General features: G+C 44.7%; 20 protein-coding genes and 1 tRNA gene. 8 read left to right on the forward strand and 13 right to left on the reverse strand.

The window, feature by feature from the left end; all coding sequences use genetic code 11:
- Positions 1-3 precede the first annotated feature (3 nt).
- Entirely contained in the window at positions 4-459 is a 456-nt protein-coding gene (locus ACT6NU_RS06815; RefSeq protein WP_445383714.1) for a 6-pyruvoyl trahydropterin synthase family protein, read from the reverse strand.
- Positions 460-581: 122 nt separating this feature from the next.
- Here ACT6NU_RS06815 and ACT6NU_RS06820 point away from each other — a divergent pair, with 122 nt between their 5' ends.
- Positions 582-2,417, forward strand: coding sequence for an ABC transporter ATP-binding protein (locus ACT6NU_RS06820; protein WP_445383715.1), 1,836 nt, complete (start codon positions 582-584; stop codon positions 2,415-2,417).
- Positions 2,418-2,419: 2 nt separating this feature from the next.
- On the opposite strand, the gene ACT6NU_RS06825 is transcribed toward ACT6NU_RS06820, so the two are convergent.
- From ACT6NU_RS06825 to ACT6NU_RS06835, 3 genes are read right to left on the reverse strand one after another with little or no spacing between them, the layout of a single operon-like run.
- Complete coding sequence (locus ACT6NU_RS06825) at positions 2,420-3,190, reverse strand: enoyl-CoA hydratase/isomerase family protein (RefSeq protein WP_445383716.1); 771 nt, start codon at positions 3,188-3,190, stop codon at positions 2,420-2,422.
- Positions 3,191-3,205: 15 nt separating this feature from the next.
- A complete protein-coding gene (locus ACT6NU_RS06830; RefSeq protein ID WP_445383717.1) occupies positions 3,206-4,540 on the reverse strand; it encodes an MATE family efflux transporter in 1,335 nt (444 codons plus the stop codon).
- Positions 4,537-5,061, reverse strand: coding sequence for a GNAT family N-acetyltransferase (locus ACT6NU_RS06835; RefSeq protein ID WP_445383718.1), 525 nt, complete (start codon positions 5,059-5,061; stop codon positions 4,537-4,539). Before ACT6NU_RS06835 ends, ACT6NU_RS06830 begins: the two co-directional genes overlap by 4 nt.
- Before the next feature lie 41 nt (positions 5,062-5,102).
- On the opposite strand from ACT6NU_RS06835, the gene ACT6NU_RS06840 reads away from it, so the two are divergent.
- Complete coding sequence (locus tag ACT6NU_RS06840; RefSeq protein ID WP_445383719.1) at positions 5,103-5,900, forward strand: universal stress protein; 798 nt, start codon at positions 5,103-5,105, stop codon at positions 5,898-5,900.
- A gap of 594 nt (positions 5,901-6,494) precedes the next feature.
- Here the strand turns inward: ACT6NU_RS06840 and ACT6NU_RS06845 are convergent.
- Positions 6,495-6,568: transfer RNA gene (locus tag ACT6NU_RS06845), tRNA-Ala, on the reverse strand.
- Positions 6,569-6,678: 110 nt separating this feature from the next.
- On the opposite strand from ACT6NU_RS06845, the gene ACT6NU_RS06850 reads away from it, so the two are divergent.
- Positions 6,679-7,389, forward strand: a complete 711-nt coding sequence (locus ACT6NU_RS06850; RefSeq protein ID WP_445383720.1) for an SDR family oxidoreductase — start codon at positions 6,679-6,681, stop codon at positions 7,387-7,389.
- A 7-nt stretch (positions 7,390-7,396) separates the two neighbouring features.
- Here ACT6NU_RS06850 and ACT6NU_RS06855 read toward each other — a convergent pair whose 3' ends face one another.
- The 4 genes from ACT6NU_RS06855 to ACT6NU_RS06870 form a co-directional block, all read right to left on the reverse strand.
- Entirely contained in the window at positions 7,397-10,135 is a 2,739-nt protein-coding gene (locus ACT6NU_RS06855) for a PD-(D/E)XK nuclease family protein (RefSeq protein WP_445383721.1), read from the reverse strand.
- 61 nt (positions 10,136-10,196) lie between these two features.
- On the reverse strand, positions 10,197-11,555 hold the full coding sequence (locus ACT6NU_RS06860; protein ID WP_445383722.1) for an OmpA family protein: 1,359 nt from the start codon (positions 11,553-11,555) through the stop codon (positions 10,197-10,199).
- 112 nt (positions 11,556-11,667) lie between these two features.
- Positions 11,668-12,861 carry a glycine C-acetyltransferase gene (gene kbl / locus ACT6NU_RS06865; RefSeq protein WP_445383723.1) on the reverse strand — a complete coding sequence of 398 codons (1,194 nt, stop codon included), beginning with the start codon at positions 12,859-12,861 and terminating at the stop codon, positions 11,668-11,670.
- Positions 12,862-12,863: 2 nt separating this feature from the next.
- The gene (locus ACT6NU_RS06870) at positions 12,864-15,992 is read right to left on the reverse strand and encodes a UvrD-helicase domain-containing protein (protein WP_445383724.1); all 3,129 of its coding nucleotides are present in this window, start codon (positions 15,990-15,992) and stop codon (positions 12,864-12,866) included.
- Positions 15,993-16,106: 114 nt separating this feature from the next.
- On the opposite strand from ACT6NU_RS06870, the gene ACT6NU_RS06875 reads away from it, so the two are divergent.
- The gene (locus ACT6NU_RS06875) at positions 16,107-16,715 is read left to right on the forward strand and encodes a superoxide dismutase (RefSeq protein WP_445383725.1); all 609 of its coding nucleotides are present in this window, start codon (positions 16,107-16,109) and stop codon (positions 16,713-16,715) included.
- 669 nt (positions 16,716-17,384) lie between these two features.
- On the opposite strand, the gene ACT6NU_RS06880 is transcribed toward ACT6NU_RS06875, so the two are convergent.
- The 4 genes from ACT6NU_RS06880 to purN all read right to left on the reverse strand — a co-directional run bounded on the left by ACT6NU_RS06880 (position 17,385) and on the right by purN (position 21,540).
- The gene (locus ACT6NU_RS06880) at positions 17,385-19,283 is read right to left on the reverse strand and encodes an amidophosphoribosyltransferase (protein WP_445383726.1); all 1,899 of its coding nucleotides are present in this window, start codon (positions 19,281-19,283) and stop codon (positions 17,385-17,387) included.
- A 33-nt stretch (positions 19,284-19,316) separates the two neighbouring features.
- Positions 19,317-20,243 (reverse strand): PfkB family carbohydrate kinase, encoded by a 927-nt coding sequence (locus ACT6NU_RS06885; RefSeq protein WP_445383727.1) that lies wholly within the window; start codon positions 20,241-20,243, stop codon positions 19,317-19,319.
- A gap of 77 nt (positions 20,244-20,320) precedes the next feature.
- The gene (locus ACT6NU_RS06890; protein ID WP_445383728.1) at positions 20,321-20,956 is read right to left on the reverse strand and encodes a ribonuclease H1 domain-containing protein; all 636 of its coding nucleotides are present in this window, start codon (positions 20,954-20,956) and stop codon (positions 20,321-20,323) included.
- Positions 20,957-20,958: 2 nt separating this feature from the next.
- Positions 20,959-21,540, reverse strand: coding sequence for a phosphoribosylglycinamide formyltransferase (purN, locus tag ACT6NU_RS06895; RefSeq protein ID WP_445383729.1), 582 nt, complete (start codon positions 21,538-21,540; stop codon positions 20,959-20,961).
- 143 nt (positions 21,541-21,683) lie between these two features.
- Here purN and ACT6NU_RS06900 point away from each other — a divergent pair, with 143 nt between their 5' ends.
- The 4 genes from ACT6NU_RS06900 (at position 21,684) to ACT6NU_RS06915 (ending at position 24,595) form a co-directional block, all read left to right on the forward strand.
- The gene (locus tag ACT6NU_RS06900) at positions 21,684-21,917 is read left to right on the forward strand and encodes an acyl carrier protein (protein ID WP_009778413.1); all 234 of its coding nucleotides are present in this window, start codon (positions 21,684-21,686) and stop codon (positions 21,915-21,917) included.
- Positions 21,918-22,029: 112 nt separating this feature from the next.
- Complete coding sequence (gene fabF, locus ACT6NU_RS06905) at positions 22,030-23,280, forward strand: beta-ketoacyl-ACP synthase II (RefSeq protein WP_445383730.1); 1,251 nt, start codon at positions 22,030-22,032, stop codon at positions 23,278-23,280.
- A gap of 6 nt (positions 23,281-23,286) precedes the next feature.
- A complete protein-coding gene (gene rnc, locus ACT6NU_RS06910; protein WP_445383731.1) occupies positions 23,287-24,021 on the forward strand; it encodes a ribonuclease III in 735 nt (244 codons plus the stop codon).
- 112 nt (positions 24,022-24,133) lie between these two features.
- A complete protein-coding gene (locus ACT6NU_RS06915) occupies positions 24,134-24,595 on the forward strand; it encodes an IPExxxVDY family protein (RefSeq protein ID WP_445383732.1) in 462 nt (153 codons plus the stop codon).
- Positions 24,596-24,599: the final 4 nt, after the last annotated feature.

A 24,599-nucleotide genomic window follows, 5' to 3' on the forward strand; every position in this document is an offset into this window, starting at 1 on the left:
GCATTATTCCGGATTGTCACTTGCATACCATTCGGCAAAAGCAGTTCCGGTTTCCCTTAATTTTAAGCTGTGTAATCGGATATTATCCGGCAGGCGTGTCTGTATTTTGGAAGCAAAATCAAGGACCATATTCTCACTGGTTGGCTGGTAATCGGCAAGGATTACTTTATGACCTTCGGCTGCCAGGGTATTTGCCAAAGCCACATGCGGGGTATTCTTGTTAAAAATAGTGGCGTGATCGAAAGGGTCCACTATTTCTTCCTTTACAATTTTTTTAAGGTCACCAAAATCCATAACCATTCCCAGCTTTACTTCTCCGGGGGTTTCAATGGGCGTACCGATAATGGTTACAGCCAGTTGGTAGCTATGCCCGTGGACATTGCGGCATTTGCCGTCATATCCGTAAAGGGCATGGCCTGTTTCAAAGGTAAATTCTTTGGTAATGCGTATATTTTTCATCCGGGCATCATATGTTTACAAAAGTAGAAAATCTGCGGGTTCCGCCACTATAGGATTAAAATTAGCTCAGGAGCCGGGGCGGGAGGATTGAGGGAGGTTGTGTAACTTGCAAAGAAAAAAGTTTGGCTGCAAGACGCTTGAAATCAATTACGGAAGATCAGCGGATCCCACTCTCTGATTCCTTCAGGGCATGGAGGGCTATTCCCAGGTTTTTCAGGGAAATTTACCAGGCGGGCCCCGGGCTTTTTGTGCTTAATTTGCTGGCGCGTATCCTAAAGGCCTTCAGTCCGGTAATATTGCTCTGGGTCGGGAAGATCATCATCGATGAAATCGTCCGGGCCGTGCAAACAGGCCCGGAAAACCTGGAGCTGCTCTGGAAGTATGTTGCCATAGAATTAGGAGTGGCTCTGGCCTCGGATCTTTTGGGTCGGTTGGTAAACCTAACCGATGGATTGTTGGGCGATTTGTATTCCAACCAGTCTTCTGAAAGGATTATCCGTAAAACCCAGGAACTAACCATCGAGCAATTGGAAAACCCGGACTTTTACGATAAGCTCGAAAGGGCCCGGACGCAAACCAGCAGTCGCGTCAACCTTATGAGCAATGTGCTGGGCCAGGCTGAAAGCCTGATTTCAATTGCTTCTTTGATTGTGGGGCTGATCTATTTTGAACCCTGGTTGATCCTGTTGTTAATTATCAGCATAATCCCTTCTTTTATCAATGAAATCAAGTTCTCCTCTGATCGGTATTCCCTGGCACGCAGCTGGACCAGCGAAAGGCGGGAACTGGATTACCTGCGGTATATTGGGGCCAATAATTTGACAGCCAAAGAAATAAAACTTTTTGGCCTGACAGATTTTATCGCCAGGCGTTTTTCAATTCTGGCCCATCGCTATTATTTGCTGAATCGCAAGCTGGCCATCAGGCAAAGCCTGTTGGGATCTGTTTTCAATATTCTGGGTATTGTGGCCTATTACGGGGCTTACGTACTGATTATCTACCGGACCTTAAATGGGTTCCTGTCCATTGGGGAGCTTACTTTTCTATCGGGCTCTTTTAACAGGCTGCAGTCAAATTTACAGACCTTTTTTTCCCGCTTTACCCGAATTTCTGAAAGTGCACTTTATCTGAAGGACTACTTTGACTTTATTGATCTCAGGATTGAAACTGCTTCTGAAGAAGTTATCCCGGTTCCGGATACCATACGGGATGGTTTCACCTTTGAATCCGTTCATTTTACGTATCCTGAAGGGGAAAACCCAATTCTCAAAGGCGTTTCATTTAAACTGCACGCAGGTGAAAAGATGGCCTTTGTAGGGCAAAACGGGGCAGGCAAAACAACCCTGATCAAATTAATTCTCCGGTTTTATGAGCCAACCAAGGGTAGGATACTACTGGATGGGGTTGATATTGCACGATACGATAAGCAGCAATACAGATCGCTATTTGGGGTAATCTTTCAGGATTTTTTCAAGTATGAATTTACACTGAGGGAAAATATAGCGGTGGGTGACATAAATGCTTTGGAAGACACTCCCCGTATTGTGGATGCTTCAGAAAAAAGCCTGGCCTCTCAGGTAATAGCCGAAATGCAGGATGGCCTCGAACAACAGCTGGGCCGGCGTTTTAAGCGCGGACAGGACCTTAGCGGAGGGCAATGGCAAAAAGTAGCGCTGGGCCGGGCCTATATGAAAGATGCTGAAATCATGATCCTTGATGAGCCAACGGCTTCTCTGGACGCCCGTGCAGAATACGAGGTATTTAAGAGATTCATTGGTCTTACCCAGGGAAAGACAAGTGTTATTATCTCACATCGTTTTAGTACTGTTAGGATGGCCGATCGTATCCTGGTCCTGGAAGATGGACAAATTCTGGAATTGGGAACACATGAGGAACTGCTGGCACAAAATGGGCTATACGCTGAATTATTTAACCTGCAGGCTGCAGGCTACCAATAAGGTTATTTTTTCTTAAAATCGTCCAGGGTCCTCCGCGTTTCTTCGGAGAGGGCAAGTTTTCCCGTAAGCGCCGCACGGCTTGTTAGTAATTCTTCCCAGTGATCCGTTCCCGCCCACAGCGCTTTTTTCATCAATGAGAGGGCTTCACTGGAATAGGAGGCAAGGTTTTGAATATAGAATTCGGTCTCTTTATCCAGGTCTTTACGGCTTTCATAAACTTTGGAATAGAGTCCTTTTTCGAGTGCCCAGTAGGCACTTTTCCATTCTTTGGGCGAAAGTGCCAATTCTGAAAGACCGGAGGCCCCTGCTTTTCGGGCTACGGCCGGAGCAATTACCAGCGGGGCTATTCCAATGCTCAATTCTGAGAGTCGGATGGCCGCAGCTTCAGCAGCCAGCACATAATCACAGGCAGCAATTAGGCCAACACCACCACCCACAGCTTTCCCATGTACTTTCCCTATAATAGGCTTGGGGCAAAGCCGCATTTTGTTTATTAAAATGGCAAAACCACTAAAAAAAGCCTGGCTTTCCTCCTGGTTGGATACCTGTAGCAATTCGTCAAAGGAAGCCCCGGCACAAAAGGCCCTGTCACCTTCTGACTGCAAAAGGATTACGGCTACTTCCCGGTTTTCGCCCAGGGATTGTATTTCAGAAGACAGCCGTGAGAGCAGTTCAGAAGTAAAGGAATTGCTGGCGGGATGGCCGAATTCCACAATAGCCAGTTTCCCACTGATTTTCGTGTATAGACTACCTTCTTTCCGACTGGTTCCCATGGTTTTTTATCAAATTTACTGGTTTTGCAAAAGTGGGCGAAATTTTCTTCGAAACTTCCAAATTAGCGTAAAACCTCTTAATAACATCCAGACGGTAAAGGCAGCCCAAATGCCATAAAGGCCCCAATCCATGTATTTCCCCAGATAAAGTACCGGCAAAAAGCCTAAAAAAGTTGCGATTAGCAGCACATTCCGAAGGTACTTCATTTCCCCCAGGCCTTTGAAGATCCCGTCGAAAATAAAGGCTATGGTATTAAAGGGCAGCCCCAGAATAACAATTATAAATATGCTGTTAAAACTGCCCAGTACAAGGGGGTCTCCCGAAAAGATCTGCCCGATTTCGCGATAAAAAATTCCAGCCAGGACCATCAGAATTATGCTAATCCAGATGCCATAGGTAACCGTCTTTTTGGCGAGCAACCATAGGCTGTCATAATCCCGGGCTCCCAGAAACCGGCCGCCCAATATTTTACCAGCTGCCGAATAACCGTCAATAAAGAAGGCAGAAAATAGCCAGAGGTTAATTGCGATTGTATGTGCCCCTATATATCGGTCACCCAGGGCCGTGGCTTCCCTTACGGCGAATAAAAGGGCAATGTTCAGGGAAAGGGTTCGCACAAAGAGGTTAAGCGCCATCCCAACCAGACGTTTCATTTCAGGGTGTATCGGGAGTTGTACACCGAGGCGGATCGGGCTTTGCGTAAAGAGCAGGTAGAAGGCGAGGATCGCCATTACAAATTGCGAAATCAGGCTGGCCCAGGCAGCCCCTTCCAAATGCATGGCTGGAATGAAGCCTACCCAGCCATAGACCAGCAGAAAATCCAGGAGGATGTTCAGACCAGCTCCGACCAAGGCAATAAGCATGGGCCAGGTTGTATTCTGCAGCCCCTGAAATATGCCCATTATTGCGAAGGTAAACAGGGTTAGCGGGAAACCCCATACACGGATGTGGTAGTAAGACAAACAATATTCCAGGATTTTACCGGAGGCGTTGAGCAGTTGAAAAATTTCTGCACTGAAAAATAGTGTCCCTACGAGGATCAGGATACTTACCCCCACATTCAGGTAAATGGCCTGGGCCGGGAGGGAGGTGACTTCGTCCAGCTTTCCGGCTCCCAGATATTGGGAAATGATGGCTGCAATTGCCGATCGGGTCTGTCCCAGAATCCAGATAAGCATTGAGAGGAATGAGCCAACAATCCCAACTGCTGCCAGCGATTCCAAGCCATCTTCGGGGATATTGCCGACTATGGCGGTATCCGTGATACTAAGCAGCGGTTCTGCAATTCCTGCCACAATGGCCGGGAGTGCCAGCTGGTTTAGTTTTTTACGGCTCAGGGCTGGATTCAACGGGCAGGTTTTAGAAGCAGTTCATAACAGTAAAAGGGGTGCTGGCTCTGTTTAGGGAAATAGACAGAGCCCAGGCGCTGATAGCCGCGTTGTTCGTAAAACCGCTGATTCCTTTTATTCTGGCTGAACGTATCCAGACGTATGGAAACAGCCCCATCCCTTCTGGCCTTTTCCTCTGCAAAATCCATCAGCTTACGGGCATATCCCTGGCCCTGGAATTTCGGATGGACCGCAAGGCGATGTACATAACGATTATTTTTATCAGGGCAGAGCCATTTTACTGCCTTGTACTCTTCATCCATCTGTTTGGAAAGCACAACCGATCCAATGATGGAAGAATCTTCGTACAGAACAAAGAGTTCTTCTCTTTTCACATCATTTCTAAAAGCTTCCTCCGAGGGGTAATGATCGTTCCATTGGGCTATTCCCCTGCTGAGCATTTCTTCTCCACAGGCTTTTGTAATATTAAGAATTTCAGCTATTTCCCTTAACTTTGCCAGGCGGATCATGCGAAGCTTCAATTTTGTTGTAAATTTAGAATATTAATCGACAATCCTTTCTTATGAAAAACATTCTGGTTCCCGTGGGTAACTCCCCGGACTCGTTTGAAACCCTGCAGTACGCGGTAGATTTTGCGGCTAATTTCGGGGCTGAGGTGTATGTAATGGAGGTTCTAAATATTAGTACGGGGGCCGGCGACCTGGCCAATATTAAGGATAAGGTTGTTGAGAGTAGCCGTGATCGTGTCCGGGAGCTGATCGAAAAGATCAAGCCGGGTAAAGTAGAGATCAAAATTGCCACTTACACCGGGGATATCATCGATGGCCTGAAGGATATTGAAAAGGAATTGGGGATCGACCTGATCATAATTGCACCCCGAAGTGTGGAAGTTGATGACGAATTGTATTTGGGGAATACTTCGGGGCGGGTCATAAAACGTACCGATATCCCGACACTTATTGTTCCCAAAGGGAGTAAGTTCAAAAAATATAAAACTATCCTGACGGCCTTCAGGTCCGGGGTTTTGAAACGCAAAAGGGTACTTAACCCGCTAATAAATATTAAAAATGCCTTTAACTCCCAGGTAAATTTATTGCTTGTAAAAACGCCCGGTTATACTGACGATGACCTTAAGATCAATACGGCACTAATGGATATCAGTGCACAGGTTACCCTGACAGAGCATGCCACTACTTATTTGGGTGTTCTGGAGCACTTTCAGCTTCAGCATCCTGACTTGCTTTGCGTTTTCAGGCGTAAAAGGGGCTTCTTTCAGAACCTCTGGGAAAAGAATACCATCCTCAAATCTGAGTTTTCGGTACGAATCCCGGTCCTGGTCTTAAGTGTGAAAAAAGATTAGGCATTCAGAGACTTTGGGATTACTGCTGTGATATTGCAGTCTGGAAGCTTAAATTTAAATCAGGGAGGGGTGGTTGCCCCCTGATAATTCCTATAAAAAAACCCAAACTTACTTCAGTTTTGCTGCGTGCAAATGACAGTCAAAGATTGTACATTGAAGTGGGGGGCGGGGGAGTCCCCATAAATAAGCCTCTGAAACGGAAGACACCTTGGTTTTTACTGTTCTGCAAATACAAAAAATGTTGTCCGTTCCGTCCTTTACAGGCCGGACGATAACGAAAAAAAACGGTCTAAGGAAGTTGTTGAGTTTGACCGGAGTAACTGCGTTGCTCCGCTGAACTCCAGTCCTGCAAATACAATTCGCTTTGCCTTGCGGCTCAGGTGTCCAAAAAGAAAAAATCTGCTCAAGTTAACTTGGCAGTATGACCGGAGTAACTGCGTTGCTCCGCTGAACTCCAGTCCTGCAAATACAATTTTATTTTGCCTTTATGGCTGCTTCTCGCAGCCACAGTATTAAAAACAAAAAAACCGCTCGAATTTAATTCGGCGGTTTTTCTATTTCTAATCCTTACAAAATAAAATTGTGCTTGATCAGTGGAGAATACCGGAGTCGAACCGGTGACCTCTTGCATGCCATGCAAGCGCTCTAGCCAGCTGAGCTAATCCCCCGAAAACTAGAAGGCAAAGGAAGCACTTTTTAAGCAAGTTTCAAAATGAAGACGAGATTTTCTGACTGCCGTTTTAAGCCCTTATCTTTGTATTAAACCCAATAATGAAGTATGGATAATTTAGAGAACAAAGTAGCCTATATCACAGGTGGATCAAAAGGTATAGGATTAGGAATTGCGAAATCCCTGCATGCTAACGGAATAAAGGTGGCCATAAGTGGCCGTGACGAAAAAGCACTGGATAATGCAGCTGAGCAGCTGGGTTCGGAAAACGTACTGACCCTCGTATCGGACGTCAGCAAAATGAGTGATGAGAAGGCCGCGGTAAAAACTATTATTGAAAAATGGGGACAATTGGACATTGTAATTGCCAACGCCGGGCTAGGGCATTTTGCTCCCATCGACCAACTTTCTGAGAGTCAATGGCATCAAATGATGGATACAAACCTGACCGGAGTTTTCAACACCCTGCAAGCTGCCGTAGCGGCCCTGAAGAAATCCGAAGGTTATTATATAAGTATCGCAAGTTTGGCCGGGTGTAATTTCTTTGCTTCAGGGGCTGGCTACAATGCGACTAAATTCGGGGTGGTTGGTTTTACCCAGGCAGCCATGCTGGATCTGCGCCCTTACAACATCAAGGTTTCCACCATTATGCCCGGTTCAGTGGCTACACATTTTAATGGGAATAAGCCCTCGGAAAAAGATGACTGGAAAATACAGCCTGAAGACATAGGGGAGTTGGTTATAGACCTGCTTAAAATGAACCATAGAACGCTGCCCAGTAAAATTGAAGTTCGACCTACCCGTCCGGATAAGAAATAAGAAAGAATCAGGTCAGGGCTGGTTCAAAAGAGATGTTTGGGTTAAATATCTCTTCTACAAGCAATTGAAGCTGGTTTTCAAAGTTCAGAAGTACCGATTCGTGAAGATCTGATTGATAGCTTCGCCCTGCTTCTTTTAAACCAAACCACTGGTAACCTGTTTTGAGGTTTTTAAATGAGAGAACCCCTGCCATTAAATTATGGACGGGGTTCTGTTGTTTGTATAACCATGCATAACATAAAACCTGAAATGCTTTGGACTTGTCCGGATCGGTTCTGAGGCTGTCCCAATCTGAAATTCTAAGATTCCTGGGCTCGACCATTCCCGTCTTATAGTCGATTATTCTCAAACTACCATCTACTTCCTCTATACGGTCAACAGTCCCCTTTAGGTAAACCTCCGGGCCCTGGGTTCCTGTATTGAAAGGAATTTTTAGTTTTCTTTCAACGCCAACAAGCTTTATTTTATGCTTTTTCAGACGTTCCTTTTCCATTAAAAGGAAAGTGTCCAGATAATGCTCCATGACCCTGAGAGCGATTAAATTCTTTCCACTGGCTGTCATTCCCTTTAAAAAATGCTCATCAAAGGATTTTAGCGCTAATTCCGGGGCTTTCTGCCTCATGGAATGTACGGCGTCCGGACCGAGATAAAGTCCTTCGTATGGCCTGTAGAGGTACTCCAGGGCCTGATGTAATACCGTTCCGAAGGTATTCGCTGCAACGGTTTCCTCCAATTGTTCGCAATCCCGAATCCCCAGGATTACTTTCTTGTAAAAAAGAACGGGATCTTTAATATAATCAGACAGGGCAGTTGGGGAAAAACCTGCTTTTGCCTTTTCATTAAGTTTGAACAGCAGTCTTTCGCTCTTGTCAATAGCCTTCCGGGCATCCGGATGTATGCCGGTTTTGGGTGCAATAATCTGGTGTTCTATCTGGGAGGATAAAACAGGATCATTTAGCAGTTGGCTTATAAATCGACTTGGTTCGCCTCCTTCCAGCACATCTGGTTCAGTATTGTAGCAAATGTGGACCGCTTCTGCTCTTTGAAGCAATCTGTAAAAGTGATAGGTATAAACCGCATCTTTTTCTTTATAAGTAGGTAAACCAAACTCTTTTTTTACATCAAAGGGGATAAACGAACTATTTGTTTTGCCGGAAGGCAGAATTCCTTCGTTTACAGAAGTAATGATAACCCTTTTGAAATCCAGGTTACGACTCTCCAGCATCCCCATAATTTGAAGGCCTTTAAGGGGCTCTCCTTCAAAATCTATGCTATCCTCGGACAGGAGTTGTTCGAACAGGAATTTCAGGGCTTTAAGGTCGCTAACAAAGGGATGTTGAATACACAGGTCCCCCAGGCGCGTAAAGAGGTTTTTAAAGTGATCCAGATATTCCATGTTCAGTACGTCATTCCGTTGCCGATAAGAGGGCAGGAGTTGGTCTGTAAGGTCAATAAACTGCTTTATTACCTCATGAACGCCCGGAGTTTTGTTTGGAAAGAGCAGCTCCAGTACACCTTTTGAGACGCCGGCCTCCAGTAATTCTTTTCCAGAAACAAAATTGGGGTATTCTTTGAGCAGGATGGAGCATACCTTTTCTGAGTTGAGGGACTCATCCCTGAAGAAGGGTTGCAAAAATGGGTGTCTGAGTATTTGCATAGCAGTTTTTACCCTCCATTTGTCCTGAGTCTTTTGTTGGAACAATCCAAACAAAGCGCTAAAAAGCTGGGCAATAGAACTGTGATGAAGCGGATAACCCATGGTGATATTTACGCCCCCTATTTCAGATGGGAGACTGTGGAGCATCGGATTCAATAAGGTCTCATCTCCCAGGATCAGGGCGGTATTGTCGAGGTTTTCAGATGGTTCTGAGGAAAGCTTATAAAGTAAGTCACCACAATATTTAACCTGCGATACGGATTTAGGCAGGCCGGTTACGGAAATCTTTTTTGGGTTTTGAAAATAGCTTCCAATACCTGCTAATCCATTTTTTTGCAGGTTGGGCCATTTAGACCGGTATTTGCGCATAAATAATCCGGCATCGTGCAGCGGATCGTCCAGATAATGTACATCGGCATCCCAGTAAATGCTGGTATTTCCCTGTTTCAGAAAATATTGAATAATATCCTGTTCAGCTGTATTAAGGGCGTTGAAGCCTACAAAGATGTAATGCTTACTTTTATTTTTACTGATGAAGTCCGGGGTTTGAGATACCGCCTTACGATAAACCTGGCCCTGGTACCCAAGGCCCTTTTGTTCCAGTGTATCTCTGAACTGTATATAGATAGGCAAAAGAGATTTCCAGAAGGCCAGTCTTTTTCGAATCATGGGGCTGCTTGTCCCGTCTGGCGTCCATTGATGCAGTTCCTGTATATCTCCGAGATAATCAAAAAGTTTCTCGCTATCGATAAGGTAACGGTCAATCTCATTAAAATCCTGGATCAGGAGCTGACCCCAGCGACTGAATTCAAAAAAAGACTCCTTCTCAATACCTTTTTGATCGAGGTAAACCTTATATAAAAGGAATTGCAGGTCAAGCGGGGATGCATAATGCAACCCGGATATTTCCTCTACAAAGGATTCAATACTCCAGATCTCAGGTAAAATCAAGCTTTTTCCGGCCTTTAACATCAGTTTTTCCCTCAGGAAAAAACCGGCTCGCTTGCTGGGGAGTATAAATACATAGTTCCCTGGGTTTTCCTTCCATTGGGGTAGTGAATCTATAACGTCATCCAGGAAATACTGCATACCTAAAAATAAAAAAGCCCTGGTAAAACTACCAGGGCTCTTCTAAGATTATTGGTTTATTTTATTTAACCAGGTTTATTTCAACCCTTCTGTTCTGAGTTCTACCGGCTCTTGTATTGTTAGAGGCAATAGGACGGGATTCTCCGTATCCTACAGCAGACAGGCGGTCTGAGGCAATACCTTCCTTGATAAGGAAGTCACGTACAGAGTTCGCTCTTTTCTCAGAAAGTTGCTGGTTCAGTTTTTCACTACCAACACTGTCAGTGTGACCTTCTACGGTGAACTTAGCGTTTGGATACTCGTTGAGGATCTTGATGATGTCAACGAATACTGATACTGATTCAGTCTTCAGAGAAGCTTTTCCAGTGTCAAACAGAATAGTTCTGGCATATTCATTCAATTGCTTCTGAACTTCTTCAGTTACTTCAGGACATCCGTTGTTAGCAACTGTTCCGGCTACATCAGGACATTGGTCGTCTTTGTCAAGTACACCATCTCCGTCAGTATCAGGCCATGGGCATCCTCCGTTAGCTGCAGGACCAGCTTCACTAGGACAGTCATCATCCTTGTCTGCAACACCGTCTCCGTCAGCGTCTGGGCATCCGGCAAGGGCAGGAAGACCAGCTTCATTAGGACAAGCATCGTCTTTGTCGGCTACACCATCTCCATCAGAGTCAGGGCATCCGTTCATTTCAGCAGGACCTGCCTGGTTAGGACAGCTGTCCTTAGAATCTTCAATACCATCTCCGTCAGAATCAGGACATCCGTTGAACGCTTCAAGTCCGGCTACTTCAGGACAAGCATCGTCTTTGTCATAGATTCCGTCACCGTCTGTATCGGTTCCCCCGAAGCGGATAGATACACCGGCCATGTGCTGGAAGTGCTTAACTCCGTAATCTTCAAAAGCGTGCTTGTAAGAAGATTGTACGGTTAAACCTATAAAGTCGGTGAACCAGTAATTTAATCCCAGTCCTCCATTAACGGTACCGGCTCCGATTTCATCTACCCAGGTGTAACCTCCACCTACTTCGATAAACGGATCCAGCTTCGCATTTTTGCGAAGGTTATATTTTATTGTTCCATCAACAGCATAGTGAGAAAGATCATCAACTGATACATCTCCTAATTTGGTAATGCGGTTCAGGGAACCTCTTGCGCCAATAGAAAATCCGTCACCAACGTATTTAGATACGGACACATAAGACAGTGAAGGTACGATGTTCCAATGATCGTTAACATTGAAATACTCACTGAAAACTGTTCCGGTTGGGTATGCGGCACTAGCATCGTTAGTAGGGTAAACATCTATGGCATTCACACCGATGCTTATCTGCCAAGGATTATTCTCATCCTGCGCTTGAATGTTGTTAAACCCTAAAACAAGTAGGCCAACAACCAATAATCTACTAAGCTGTTTCATGTTCAAATTTTTAAGTTTAAGTGTTTATTAGCTGCAAATGTAAGTTGTTAAGAATTATTAACAAAATCAATTTCTTATTTTTTTCAATGCGGTTTTTCCCGGCAAAATGGGCTTAAATCACCTTTAACTCTTTTCCGGCGGCAACAAATGCCTCAATTGCTTTATCCAGATGTTCCTTTGTATGCGCAGCAGATAATTGTACGCGGATGCGTGCTTTCCCTTTAGGGACCACCGGATAGAAAAACCCGATAACATAAATTCCCTTCTCCAGTAAGCTTGCAGCCATTTCCTGTGAAAGCTTTGCATCGTAGAGCATAACGGGAACAATGGCAGAGTCTCCGTCCACTATATCGAAGCCCGCGGCCTTCATCCCTTTTTTAAAGTACTCGGTATTGGCATCCAGTTGCTTTTTTAAGGACTGATCTCTTTTGAGAAGCTCGAAGACTTTCAGGGTGCCTCCCACTATGGCGGGGGCCAGACTGTTTGAAAACAAATAAGGACGGGATCGCTGGCGGAGCATTTCTATAATTTCCTTTTTCCCGGTCGTATACCCCCCCATGGCCCCTCCAAGGGCTTTCCCCAGGGTACCGGTAATAATGTCTATCCTTTCAAGCACTCCTTTTTCTTCCAGCGTACCTATTCCGGTTTCCCCTATAAAACCGGTAGCATGGCATTCATCGATCATTACGAGGGCATCGTATTTGTCTGCCAGGTCACAAATTGCATCCAGGGGGGCAACCAGGCCATCCATGGAAAAGACCCCGTCCGTTACAATGAGTTTAAATCTGGCGTTGTCTTCATTTGCCTGTTGTAACTGCTTTTCGAGGTCTGCCATATCGTTATTGACATAACGGTATCGCTTGGCCTTGCACAATCTGACCCCGTCAATGATAGAGGCGTGGTTAAGCGAATCAGAAATAATGGCATCTTCCGGACCTAACAGTGGCTCGAAAACACCTCCGTTGGCATCAAAACAGGCGGCGTATAATATGGTATCCTCAGTCCCGTAGAAATCAGCAATGGTCTGCTCCAGGTTCTTGTGCAGATCCTGAGTCCCACAGATAAACCGGACGGATGACATCCCGAAGCCATGACTGTCCATGGCGTCCTTGGCAGCCTGTATCACCTCAGGGTGCGCAGACAAACCCAGATAGTTGTTTGCACAGAAGTTCAATACCTCCTGCCCTGTGGAAACCTTGATTACAGGTCCCTGTGGAGAAGTAATGATACGTTCTTGTTTAAATAATCCGGCCTCCCGGAGATTTTCCAATTCTTCTGTGAGCTGTTCCTTGATCTTCCCGTACATAGTTATATAAATTCTGGTATTACATTATTTTCTTCAATATATATAAGGATGGCATTTTTTAGCGTATATCCCATCGACTCCAAAACCCGCCCGTATAATTCTATCTGTTCCCGATGACTTATCTCACGTTTTCCCGTTTTATAATCGATTACAGTTACTTCCTTATTTTCGAATATCATTCTATCGGGTCTCAAAAGTAGTCCATTTTCACTAATTATATCCCGTTCATTCAGTATTCCGGGCCCTTCCAGGAAGTACTCCTTAAGCAAAGGATGGCGGACCACACGGTAGATTATTTCCATAAGTGCGGCTTCGCCGGCCTGGTCAATAGCTCCTTGCTGCAACAGCACCTGAACCGCAGCGGGCACGTCCTGCTCAGTTTCAACAAGGCTCAGGGCAGTGTGTATTAAATTCCCGTAACTGATGGACGTTTCCTGTTCAGCGGATTTTTTTCTGGCAGAGGGAGTAACCACACGAATCAGTTGTGACTCCTTGTTGGAATACATATAAGAGAGGTAGGCTGTTTCCTGCGCTTCTTCTTTTTCAGGGGCCTGTGGCAGGGAGCCTTTCTGGAAGATAGCGCCACTATTTTCAAAATTTTCTGATTCCAGCAGGTAGTTCATATAAAGACTGGAATAATCCGCCGGGTTTTGGATATTCCCTGTTTTGGGCGCCTTGCTAAAAATATACAGGCCTTTGGCTGCCCGTGTATGCACTACATACAAGACATTAAAGGCATCTAATTCCTGTTTTTCCCTCTCCTGTATGTATTGCTGGGCAGCCTGACCTCCGTATTGCTCCAGATCCTTTTTCATCCTTGCCAGTATAAAGGGGAAGCCATTAAAAGCCTCCGGATTTACCGGAATCCATAACTTATCCTTTATTACCGGGTAAACCGGAGCATCTGCAAAAGGAAAAATAACGATGGGAAATTCCAGCCCTTTGGATTTGTGGATGGTCATTATCCTGACTGCATCCATATGTTCAGGGGCGAGAACACTCAGGCTCTCTTTGTGGTGATCCCAGTATTCCAGAAAAGTGTTGATGGAGTGATCAGCAGTCTGACCTACTTCCAGAACCACATCCATTAGAAATATCAGGTAGGCATTTTCTGCAGTCGCCAGCTTAAATTGGCGAATTGCTGTCTCAAGAATATCGTAAACAGGTTTCAGAATGGCGGCCTGGCAGTCAAACCCATACGTATCCCTGAGAAAGCCCTCAGGATCCCGGAGTTTTTCAGCTATAAAATCATGAGCTTCGGGCTTTTCTGGAGTTAAATATTGAATCAAACCAAAACTGTGGTTGCGATCTGCTGGCTCCCTTAGAAAACAGAGTAAATGGATCAGGAACTGAACCTCTGCATGGCTTGCCAGCAAAAGGGTTTCTGATGAAATAACCGGAATGCCTTCCCTGATAAGTACGTCAGAAATAAGGACACCTTCGGCACGTCTGCGCGTTAAAACGCAAATATCCCCGAACGCAAATCCTTTGTTTTTTACATCCCGGACTAAATCGAGCACTTTTTGCTGATAAGCTTCCTGGGTGTTTTCCGTTTCCGCCGGGATAAATTCGATCCGGACCATACCTTCTTCCTTTGAGTTAGATTCTTGCTTATTGCCGTCAATAAACAGGGATTGGTATAGAGTATTATTAAGGAATTGGCTGATATAACTGAAAAACTGGTTATTAAAAGTCACAATGGTCTGGTTACTCCTGAAGTTTGAGGGAAGCTGGAAAGTATCAGCAGCTATCGGAAAAGGATTTCCGCCTCCTTTAAAAAGTCCGATAAATTGCTCCGCACGGCCGCCCCTCCAGCGGTATATTGCTTGTTTTGCGTCTCCCACGAGGACCAGAGACCCTTTCTGGCCTGTTTCATCAATTCCCGAAAGGGCGTTATCGATCAGCGGAACCAGGTTGTTCCATTGCAGTTCCGAGGTGTCCTGGAACTCGTCTATGAAGTAATGCCTGTATTTTTCACCCAGCCTTTCGTAAATAAAGGGAGCCGGTTCGTCTTTCAATTCCTCTGCAATAATGGCGTTGAAAAAAGCAATGGGTAGCTTGCCTTCTTCTGTCTGAATTGTTTTAAGTTCCTGTTGCAACAGCCCCAGTACGGTGAAGGGTGCCAGCTGGGTATATACATTGACCAGGAAGGATCTTTCAATAACCCGCTCCTTTATTATCTGAAAGGCCCTGTTGAACTCTGGCATCAGTTCAGTTAAGATATCCTGTGTTGGCTGTGGGGCATTTTTTTTGAAAAGCGGTTCATTCCCAAATTCCCGTTTCCAATTTGCGATAAAGTCTTGCTGGAAATCCCCTGCAGCTATTTTATTTAAAAAATCAGGGAAGTACCCGGCTTTAAAATCGAGGCGTTCCAGGCCGTTTTCTTCAATTACCTTCAGTGCTCCCTCAGCGGTTTCCAGCAATTCCTTTTCACCTCTTTGAATACGCGAGCGCAATTCTGACTTCAATACCTGGAAATCCTTCATTTTTTTATCCTCGAAGGTCTTGAGGTACTCCAGATGGTTTTCATTAAACAGCAGCTTACCCATATCAAAAAGATCTCTGCTGATATCCCAGCTTTTGTCCTCGGTTGCTTTTTCCAGTGCAAAATCGATAAGCACCTCGCTTAGTTCCCTGTCTGAGCCGGCTTTGCTTAAAAGGTTGTCTACTGCAGTTTCCAGTAAAAAGTCAGAATCAATTACAACCTCAAAATTCGGCGGCAGGTTCAGGTCTTTGGAGAAGGTTCGCAGCAGCCGGTGATTGAACTTATCGATAGTGGAAATGTCGAAAAACGCATAATTATGGAGTATTTCCTTTAAAATGCGCCGGGATTTATCCGAAAGGACTTCTGGGTCCATTTCCAATTCTTCCTGAAGTATTTTAAAAAGCGGGTATTCTTTTGCTGTTGCCTCCAAAGAATCGGGAGAACTGAAAGCTACCAGACTGTTGAGTATTCTCTGTTTTAGTTCAGATACGGCCTTGTTTGTAAAAGTTATGGCCAGGATTTTTCTGAAGGCCTGGTTGGCACCAGGGCGGAGTATTAGTTTGAGATACTCCAGGGTTAGCGTAAATGTTTTGCCGGATCCGGCTGAGGCGTTGTAAATACGATAAGGGCTGCTGGACCGCTTCATTAGCTGCAAAATAAGTATTCTCAGGGGGTTCTTAACAAATAATTAGCGCAAAGTATATGTTAAAATCTTTAACTTTGGAATTCACCTGTTATTAACAAAAAAATATAATTCAACATGTCTTTTAATTTACCAGATTTACCTTACTCATATGATGCCCTGGAGCCGAATATAGATGCACGCACCATGGAAATTCACCATACAAAGCACCACAACGGATATACCACTAAGCTCAATGCGGCTATTGAAGGCACTTCCCTGGAAGGAAAAAGTATAGAGGAAATCCTTAGCAGTCTGGATATGTCCAATACTGCTGTCCGCAATAACGGAGGCGGATATTACAACCACTGCCTTTTCTGGGAAGTAATGTCAGCCGATGGTGGCGGGTCACCTTCCGGCGAACTGTCTGCGGCCATAAATGATGCCTTTGGGTCTTTTGAGGGCTTTAAAGACGCCTTTACCAAGGCTGCAGGGGGACGATTTGGATCCGGCTGGGCCTGGTTGTGCACCCATAAAGGGGGAAAACTGGAAATCTGTTCAACCCCAAATCAGGATTGCCCTATTATGCCGGGGGTTGGCTGTGGCGGACACCCCATTCTCGGTCTGGATGTGTGGGAGCATGCCTATTACCTGCATTATCAAAACAGGAGACCCGATTATATCGAGGCCTTTTTTAATGTAATTAACTGGGCTAAAGTAGCTGAGAATTACAATTCCGCAAAATAGAAAGTTCTTAATTTTTAAAAGAAAACCCCGGATTATTTCCGGGGTTTTTTTTTGGATATACCTAAATAGAAAAGAGCAGAGAAAACCCTGCTCTTTTCATCCCAAATCTTACCATAAACTTAACCTACTTATGCTATGGCAATACTAAATTACCTGTATACTGGGAAATAACAAAGGAAAATGCAGAAATTTTAAAGAGCAGTCACACTAAAAACACCGAAAAATCCTACATGAAACAGTAGTATTTTGAACTGAAAGCAATGGCTTAAAAAATAAAAAAGGCAAGGTTTTAACCTTGCCTTTTTCCCCAAATCTTACCATGAACTTAACCTACTTATGCTATGGTTCTTCGAAAGTAGCTGGAAGCCGATGGATAAAAAAAGGTTTTGGACGAACACCCCGTAAAACCGTTGAAATACAGCTTTGGAGGAAAAGGTTTACAGCTGGTGATTACGCTGAAATTTTATTGTGGGAACTTTCGGGTAGATACCAAATAAAAAAGGTGGAGAGTTCTCCACCTTTTTTGCCCCAAATCTTACCATGAACTTAACCTACTTATGCTATGGCAATTCTAAAGTAGCAGGCTTATTGCCCGGGTTTTGATAAAGACGATGAAATGCACATATTATCGATGAAATGCATCAGACAATGTATTTCATCGAATTTATTTTAATATGCTCGTTGGTTTTTTCCTTCGTAAAAATTTATAAAGGCCTGATTCACCACCCGGTTACCTCCCGGAGTGGGGTAATTACCGGTAAAGTACCAGTCCCCCAGGTTTTTAGGGCAGGCTACATGCAGGTTTTCAATGGTCTGATAGATAATCTGTACTTCAGCATTTATATCGGGAGGACTTAGAAGTTCTGCAATCTTGGATGAAATTTGTTCTGCACTAAACGGGGCGTAAAATTCTTTAACGTGATTAATGGCTTCTGCATCAGATGAGCCATTTTCCCTTTTACACTTTCGATAAATGTTTTCGACAATTTCCATACTACCCTGTTCCTTGTGCAATTCGAGGGCGGCTTTGAATGCAATAAAGTCCTCCAGTTTGGCCATGTCTATCCCGTAACAATCGGGATAACGGATTTGCGGGGCAGAGGAAATCACAATAATCTTCCCCGGATGTAGCCGGTCCAGGATGCGTAAAATACTTTTTTTCAGGGTAGTTCCCCTAACAATACTGTCATCAATTATGGCAAGATAATCGCCTTTATTTACGGACCCGTATGAAATGTCATAGACATGGGTAACCAGGTCATCGCGGCTGCTGTCCTGGGTAATAAAGGTCCGTAATTTTGCATCCTTGATCGCAACCTTTTCTATCCTGGGGCGTACTTCGAGGATTTCGTGCAACTGTTCGCTGCTTATTGAGGGCCCGAGTGCGAGTATTTGTTCCTCCTTTTTTTTGTTCAGGTAATTCTGTGCTTCTCGTACCATTCCCAGAAAGGATGTTTCAGCAGTGTTGGGGATATAGGAAAATACAGTGTTCTTAATATCGTTATCAATGGCCTTCAGGATTTGGGGGAAGAGCAATCGTCCTAATTCCTTACGTTCCTGATATATTTCCTTGTCACTACCTCTGGAGAAGTAGATCCTTTCAAAGGAACAGGCCAGTCGTTCTCTGGGTTCCTGTATCTGCTCTATAGCTACCCGCCCGTCATTTTTAATAATAATGGCATGGCCGGGAGGAAGTTCCTTTACAGTATCATATGCAACGTTGAATACAGTCTGTATGGCAGGTCGCTCAGAAGCAACCACCACTACTTCATCATCCTGGTAATAGTAGGCCGGCCTGATTCCAGAAGGGTCCCGCAAAACAAAGGCGTCTCCGTGCCCCAGTAAACCGGCCATCGCATATCCCCCATCCCAGTTTTTAGAGGATTTCCTGAGAATTTTCGAAACTTTCAGTCGTTCGGCTATGAGCGGGGAGGCTTCCATCTTAGTATAACCTTCCTTCTTTATCTGTTTATAAAGCTTGGCAACGGCATCATCCAGAAAATGTCCGATTTTCTCCATTACCGTTATAGTATCCGCTAATTCCTTGGGGTGCTGGCCCAATTGTACAAGGTTATCAAAAAGCTCCTTTACGTTGGTCATATTAAAATTCCCGGCAACGATCAGGTTTCTGTGCATCCAGTTGTTCTGCCTCAAAAAGGGGTGAACACTTTCAATACTGTTCTTGCCGAACGTTCCGTATCGGACGTGACCCAACAATAATTCCCCCACGTAAGGGATATGCTTTTTCTGCCAGGCAACATCTTCCTTGGCTTCAGGGTTTTCCTTTAAAGCGGTATTGATGCGGTTGTTAATGATGTCGAATATATCCTGTATAGGCTGGGATTCAATGGAACGCACCCGGCTCATGTAGCGCTCCCCTGGCTGCATGTTCATCTTAATACTGGCAAACCCAGCACCGTCCTGCCCGCGGTTGTGCTGCTTTTCCATCATCAGGTACATCTTATTTACTCCGTAAAAAGCAGAGCCGTATTTTTCCTGATAATACTCCAGCGGTTTCATTAACCTGATCAGCGAAATTCCGCATTCGTGTTTAATAGCATCACTCATGTAAGGGCGTCGTTATAAAGGTCTTTATTCAGGCTATTCTAGTTCAATATCAAATTGTGTCAATTCTCTGAATTGCTTCAGTCTTCCATTTATTTCAGCCGGCTGAAGATTCTGCAAACGCTCGGTTCCAAATTTTTCAACACAGAACGAAGCCAGGTTAGATCCGTGAATTACGGCGTTTTTCATGTTTTCAAAGGAGATGTTTTCGCTTTGGGTAATATACCCTGCAAAGCCTCCCGCAAAGGTGTCCCCGGCTCCTGTTGGATCAAAAATGTTCTCCAGGGGCAGGGCAGGGGCAAAGAATATCCGGTCTTCGTGGAATAACAAAGCCCCGTTTTCTCCTTTCTTGATAACTACATATGCCGGTCCCATTTTACTGATCTTTTCAGCGGCCTTGACCAAAGAATACTCCCCGCTCAGTTGACGGGCCTCCTCATCGTTGATTGTTATGACGTCAATTTTGGCAATAACTTTCATCAGGGAATCCCAGCTGTGGTCCATCCAGTAATTCATGGTGTCCAGAATGCTGAGCTTTGGCCTTTTCGGCATTTGTTCTATTACGCTCATCTGAATGTCGGGGTGCAAATTGCCCAGCATCACAACATCGGAATACTGGAATGCTTCCGGTACCCTGGGCTGAAAATCGGCAAGCACATTGAGCTCTGTGCTCAGGGTATCCCTTCGGTTAAGGTCGTTGTGGTAACGGCCGCTCCAGAAAAAAGTCTTGCCTCCGGGTACCTTTTCCAGACCCGATATATCAATTCGTTTCTTTTTCAGCAGTTCCAGGTAAGATTCCGGAAAATCATCCCCCACTACCGAAACAATAGCAGACTGCTGCTGGTAGTATGAGGCAGCCAGGCCTATAAAGGTGGCAGCACCTCCCAGAATTTTATCTGTTTTGCCAAAAGGGGTTTCTATGGCATCAAAGGCAACGGTGCCGACGATCAAAAGTTTACCCATGGGGTCCTGAATTTGCTGCAAATATACGCTTTTGTTAGTGGTTAGCTATAGGCTTTGAAGACGGCTTGGTTCCCAGCTTATTTTCTCCCGAAATCTGCCGGAATTTCCCCCCATACCCGGGTTTCCCATTTCACAATTTTGGTACTGTACTGGTTATTTTGCAGCCAGGATTCGGCCCTGTGGACCAGTTCAAACAGCGTCTCGTTGTTTTCTGTTTGTTCCAGTTTGGTGTTGCAGCGCTTTTTTTTAACCCAGCTGATGGCTGTGCGCGAATCTGTATATATAATACGGGAGCTGCCTTTCTTTTTTAAGAATGCCAGGCCGTGAACAATTGCGAGAAACTCTCCTATATTATTGGTGCCCTGCTCAAAGGGCCCCTGATGGAATAAGCGCTTCCCGCTTCGGGTATCCACCCCCTGGTATTCCATTTTGCCGGGGTTTCCACTGGATGCAGCATCCACGGCAATAGAATGGTAGTTAGGTTTTCCAACCCGTTTTTGCAATTCCTCAGAAGGTTCTGAGGCCTTCTTTTTTTCTTTTTGTGCCGTTTGATAGGAATGTTTGAATGCTTTTTTGGCAGCTTCTTCGGTGGGGAAGCCCATATATTGCGCGCCCTGGAACTCGCGAATTTGTTTCTGACATTGCTCCCAACTGGTGTAAATACCGGGTTTCAGGCCTTTCCATACCACGTAAAACTTATTCTTTTGGGCCATACTCAGCGAGATAACAGCTTTTCTATGGTTTTGGGAAAGTATGTGTATTCCAATTCATGTATTTTTTCAGCCAGCCGCTGCGGGCTATCGCTTTTTTCGACTGCCACCCTTTCCTGAAGAATAATGCCCCCCTGGTCGTACGCTTCATTAACGTAGTGAATACTAATACCGGATTCCCTGGCCCCATCCGCAATGACCGCATTGTGAACATGCATTCCATACATGCCTTTCCCACCATATTGTGGAAGTAAAGCAGGATGTATGTTTATGATCTTATTGGGGAATGTCTTTATGTAAGTCTCCGGAATTTTCCATAAAAAGCCGGCAAGAACGATCAGGTCCGGGTTTAAAAATGTGAGGATTTCCAGCAAAGCATCCGGCTTGCGAAAGGCAGTTTTATTAAAGCTGTAAACGGGGGTTTGCAGTCGGTTACACCTTTCGATTACTCCGGCTTTCGGGTTATTGGTGAATACAGCTGTAACGGTTACTTCTGGCTTGTTCTCGAAATATTTGATGATGTTCTCTGCATTGGAGCCTGAACCTGAAGCGAATAAAATTATTTTACCGGAAGGAGTAGGTTGCATGAATTCTGTTGTAAAAACAAGGACAAATTTACTATAGATGTTATTAATTTATGTAAATTGAAGGACATTTTGCCGCGAAAAGGTGTATTTAAACCAAAGTTTTTTATTTTTGCCAACAATTTAAATTTAAAACCAATAACACTATGTCAGACATTGCATCAAGAGTAAAAGCTATCATCGTAGATAAGCTGGGTGTTGACGAAAATGAGGTTGTGGCTGAAGCCAGCTTCACCAATGACCTGGGAGCAGATTCCCTGGATACCGTGGAGTTAATAATGGAATTTGAAAAGGAATTTGATATTCAGATCCCTGACGATCAAGCAGAAAACATTGCAACTGTTGGCCAGGCTATAAGCTATATCGAGGAGGCCAAATAAATACATGATATTTTGTCTTCAGATCTAAAATTATCCATGCGGTAATCAGGCTGCGTGGATAATTTTTTTTAATTTACGCTAAGGTTAGATGTCAACAAAATAGTATCGTTCCATGCAAATAAAACGAGTAGTAGTTACCGGAATGGGGGCCCTTACTCCTATTGGCAACAACTTACAATCTTATTGGGAGGGCCTTAAAAACGGTAAAAGTGGTTGTGCCCCGATAACTTATTTTGACACCGAAAAATTTAAAACCAAGTTCGCCTGCGAACTCAAGGGATACGATCCCAACGAATATTTTGATCGCAAGGAAGTCAGAAAACTGGATCGTTTTGCCCAATATGCCCTGGTTTCTTCGGATGAGGCTATAGCCGATGCCGGGCTGGATCTCGATAAGCTCGATAAATTCAGAGTAGGAGTAATATGGGGTGCCGGAATTGGTGGCCTTGAAACTTTTCAGACGGAAGTCCTGAATTTTGCCCAGGGAGATGGTACACCTCGTTTCAATCCGTTTTTTATCCCTAAAATGATTGCTGATATCGCTCCTGGCAATATCTCAATCAAGCATGGTTTTATGGGGCCGAACTACACCACGGTTTCTGCCTGCGCGTCTTCGGCAAATGCCATGATCGATGCCCTGAATTATATTCGCCTCGGGCATTGTGATGTAGTGGTAACGGGTGGAAGTGAAGCCGCAGTTACCATTGCGGGAATGGGTGGGTTCAATGCTATGCATGCCCTGTCTACGCGGAATGAATCTCCGGAAACTGCGTCCAGGCCATTTGATGCTACCCGGGATGGATTTGTACTTGGCGAAGGAGCCGGGGCACTTATCCTGGAAGAATATGAACACGCCAAGGCCAGAGGTGCAAAAATATATGCTGAGGTAGCTGGTGGAGGACTCTCCAGTGATGCCTACCACATGACTGCCCCGCACCCGGAAGGGATTGGAGTAGTTAAGGTAATGGAAAACTGCCTGCGGGATGCCGGAATTGGCCCTGAAGAGGTCGATGCCATAAATACCCACGGAACCTCAACCCCATTGGGGGATGTGGCGGAACTGAAAGCCATCTCACAGGTCTTTGGAGAGCATGCCACGAATATCAATATTAATTCAACAAAGTCCATGACCGGGCATTTACTGGGAGCTGCCGGAGCAATCGAAGCCATCGCTTCAATACTGGCCATGGAACACAGTCTGGTTCCCCCAACCATAAACCACAGCGTGGTTGACGAACAAATCGACCCCAAACTGAACCTTACCCTGAATAAGGCACAGAAGCGTGAGGTAAAGGTTGCAATGAGCAATACTTTCGGTTTTGGAGGGCATAACGCCTGTATAGTGTTTAAAAAACTTAGCTAGGCGCGGATGACATTTCCCGGAAATATATTTAATTCCCATTCCAAAGAGGATGGGGATTTTTTTTTGGGGATGACAAGAATACTGGGGTTTAAGCCAAAAAAACTGGAAATTTATAAAAAGGCATTCCTGCACCGATCTGTCAATCAAAAAGACAAAAAGGGAAATCCCATGAACTATGAACGCCTGGAATTCCTTGGAGATTCCATGCTGGGCACGATCATTTCCAAGCACCTGTACAAGGAAGTACCTGCGGGAGACGAAGGATATCTCACCAAAATGCGCTCCAAGATTGTCAGTCGCAAGCACCTGAATGAATTGGGAAAAGACCTAAAGCTATTGCAGTGGGTGCAAAGCCGTATCCCAAAATCTCATTTCGGTGAAAATATCCATGGAAATGTTTTTGAGGCCTTGGTAGGGGCCATTTATCTGGACAGGGGTTACGATTATTGCGAGCGATTTATTCAGGACCGCGTAATAGATCCCTATGTAGACATCGAACAGCTGGAAGGACAGGTTATCAGTTATAAGAGCCTGGTAATTGAATGGTGTCAGAAACAAAAAAAGGAGTTTCATTACGAGGTTTATGAGGATGACGGGAAGGATCCAGTTAAGCATTTTGCCGTTAAACTGCATATTGATGGCCGTATTATGGCTAAGGCTCGGGCAACTTCAAAGAAAAAAGCTGAGGAAAAGGCATCAAAAAGAGCCTTTTTTGCCTTGCAGGCCAAGATACAGAAATAGAGACAGGGCAACGCGAACTATAACGTTATAGGGGATTCAGGTTATTGGATTCAGGCCTTAGCACTAGGTGAATTCCATAAGAACCTGTATCTTTAACTTTCGGGTTATATCTATGGGATCACTGCAGGATATATGGGAAGAATTTCTGGAGGATACGTCCTTTGGTCTTTTTGCCATTCACTGTAATTTAGAGGATCATGCTCTTGCATATTCTTTAAACCGGGAATGCAAACTGCATTTGTGCAGGAGTCGCAGGGATATTGAATTAAAGGGGACAGCACTTTTTCCAGTATTTCAATGGGAAGAAGAGGCTTATTTTCGCACCTGGACCTTATTCCGGAATTTTGGAAGCAGCACTGGAGACAAAGATCAGACAGGACTGTTTCAAAATGAGCCTACATTTACCCGGCATTACCTGATACCCGAAAAAAAAGAGGTGGATTATTTCCTGAAGGTAGAGGGGGATGATAATAATTCCCCCACCTTGGCAAGATTACTTTCCATCAAGGAGGTAATTACGGCTTACAGGGTACCCGTCTCTGATCTGAAATCCAAACAAAATCTATTATATTAATCTG

This window comes from Robiginitalea rubriflava, from assembly GCF_052540725.1.

Bases quoted from the DNA above. Each gene is read 5' to 3' on its own strand.
- ACT6NU_RS06870 (WP_445383724.1), bottom strand. From the start codon at position 15,992: ATGAAGCGGTCCAGCAGCCCTTATCGTATTTACAACGCCTCAGCCGGA.
- ACT6NU_RS06900 (WP_009778413.1), top strand. From the start codon at position 21,684: ATGTCAGACATTGCATCAAGAGTAAAAGCTATCATCGTAGATAAGCTG.
- ACT6NU_RS06860 (WP_445383722.1), bottom strand. From the start codon at position 11,555: ATGAAACAGCTTAGTAGATTATTGGTTGTTGGCCTACTTGTTTTAGGG.
- ACT6NU_RS06840 (WP_445383719.1), top strand. From the start codon at position 5,103: ATGAAAAACATTCTGGTTCCCGTGGGTAACTCCCCGGACTCGTTTGAA.
- kbl (WP_445383723.1), bottom strand. From the start codon at position 12,861: ATGTACGGGAAGATCAAGGAACAGCTCACAGAAGAATTGGAAAATCTC.
- rnc (WP_445383731.1), top strand. From the start codon at position 23,287: ATGACATTTCCCGGAAATATATTTAATTCCCATTCCAAAGAGGATGGG.
- ACT6NU_RS06815 (WP_445383714.1), bottom strand. From the start codon at position 459: ATGAAAAATATACGCATTACCAAAGAATTTACCTTTGAAACAGGCCAT.
- ACT6NU_RS06825 (WP_445383716.1), bottom strand. From the start codon at position 3,190: ATGGGAACCAGTCGGAAAGAAGGTAGTCTATACACGAAAATCAGTGGG.
- ACT6NU_RS06890 (WP_445383728.1), bottom strand. From the start codon at position 20,956: ATGGCCCAAAAGAATAAGTTTTACGTGGTATGGAAAGGCCTGAAACCC.
- ACT6NU_RS06850 (WP_445383720.1), top strand. From the start codon at position 6,679: ATGGATAATTTAGAGAACAAAGTAGCCTATATCACAGGTGGATCAAAA.
- fabF (WP_445383730.1), top strand. From the start codon at position 22,030: ATGCAAATAAAACGAGTAGTAGTTACCGGAATGGGGGCCCTTACTCCT.
- ACT6NU_RS06885 (WP_445383727.1), bottom strand. From the start codon at position 20,243: ATGGGTAAACTTTTGATCGTCGGCACCGTTGCCTTTGATGCCATAGAA.
- ACT6NU_RS06875 (WP_445383725.1), top strand. From the start codon at position 16,107: ATGTCTTTTAATTTACCAGATTTACCTTACTCATATGATGCCCTGGAG.
- purN (WP_445383729.1), bottom strand. From the start codon at position 21,540: ATGCAACCTACTCCTTCCGGTAAAATAATTTTATTCGCTTCAGGTTCA.
- ACT6NU_RS06880 (WP_445383726.1), bottom strand. From the start codon at position 19,283: ATGAGTGATGCTATTAAACACGAATGCGGAATTTCGCTGATCAGGTTA.
- ACT6NU_RS06915 (WP_445383732.1), top strand. From the start codon at position 24,134: ATGGGATCACTGCAGGATATATGGGAAGAATTTCTGGAGGATACGTCC.
- ACT6NU_RS06855 (WP_445383721.1), bottom strand. From the start codon at position 10,135: ATGCAGTATTTCCTGGATGACGTTATAGATTCACTACCCCAATGGAAG.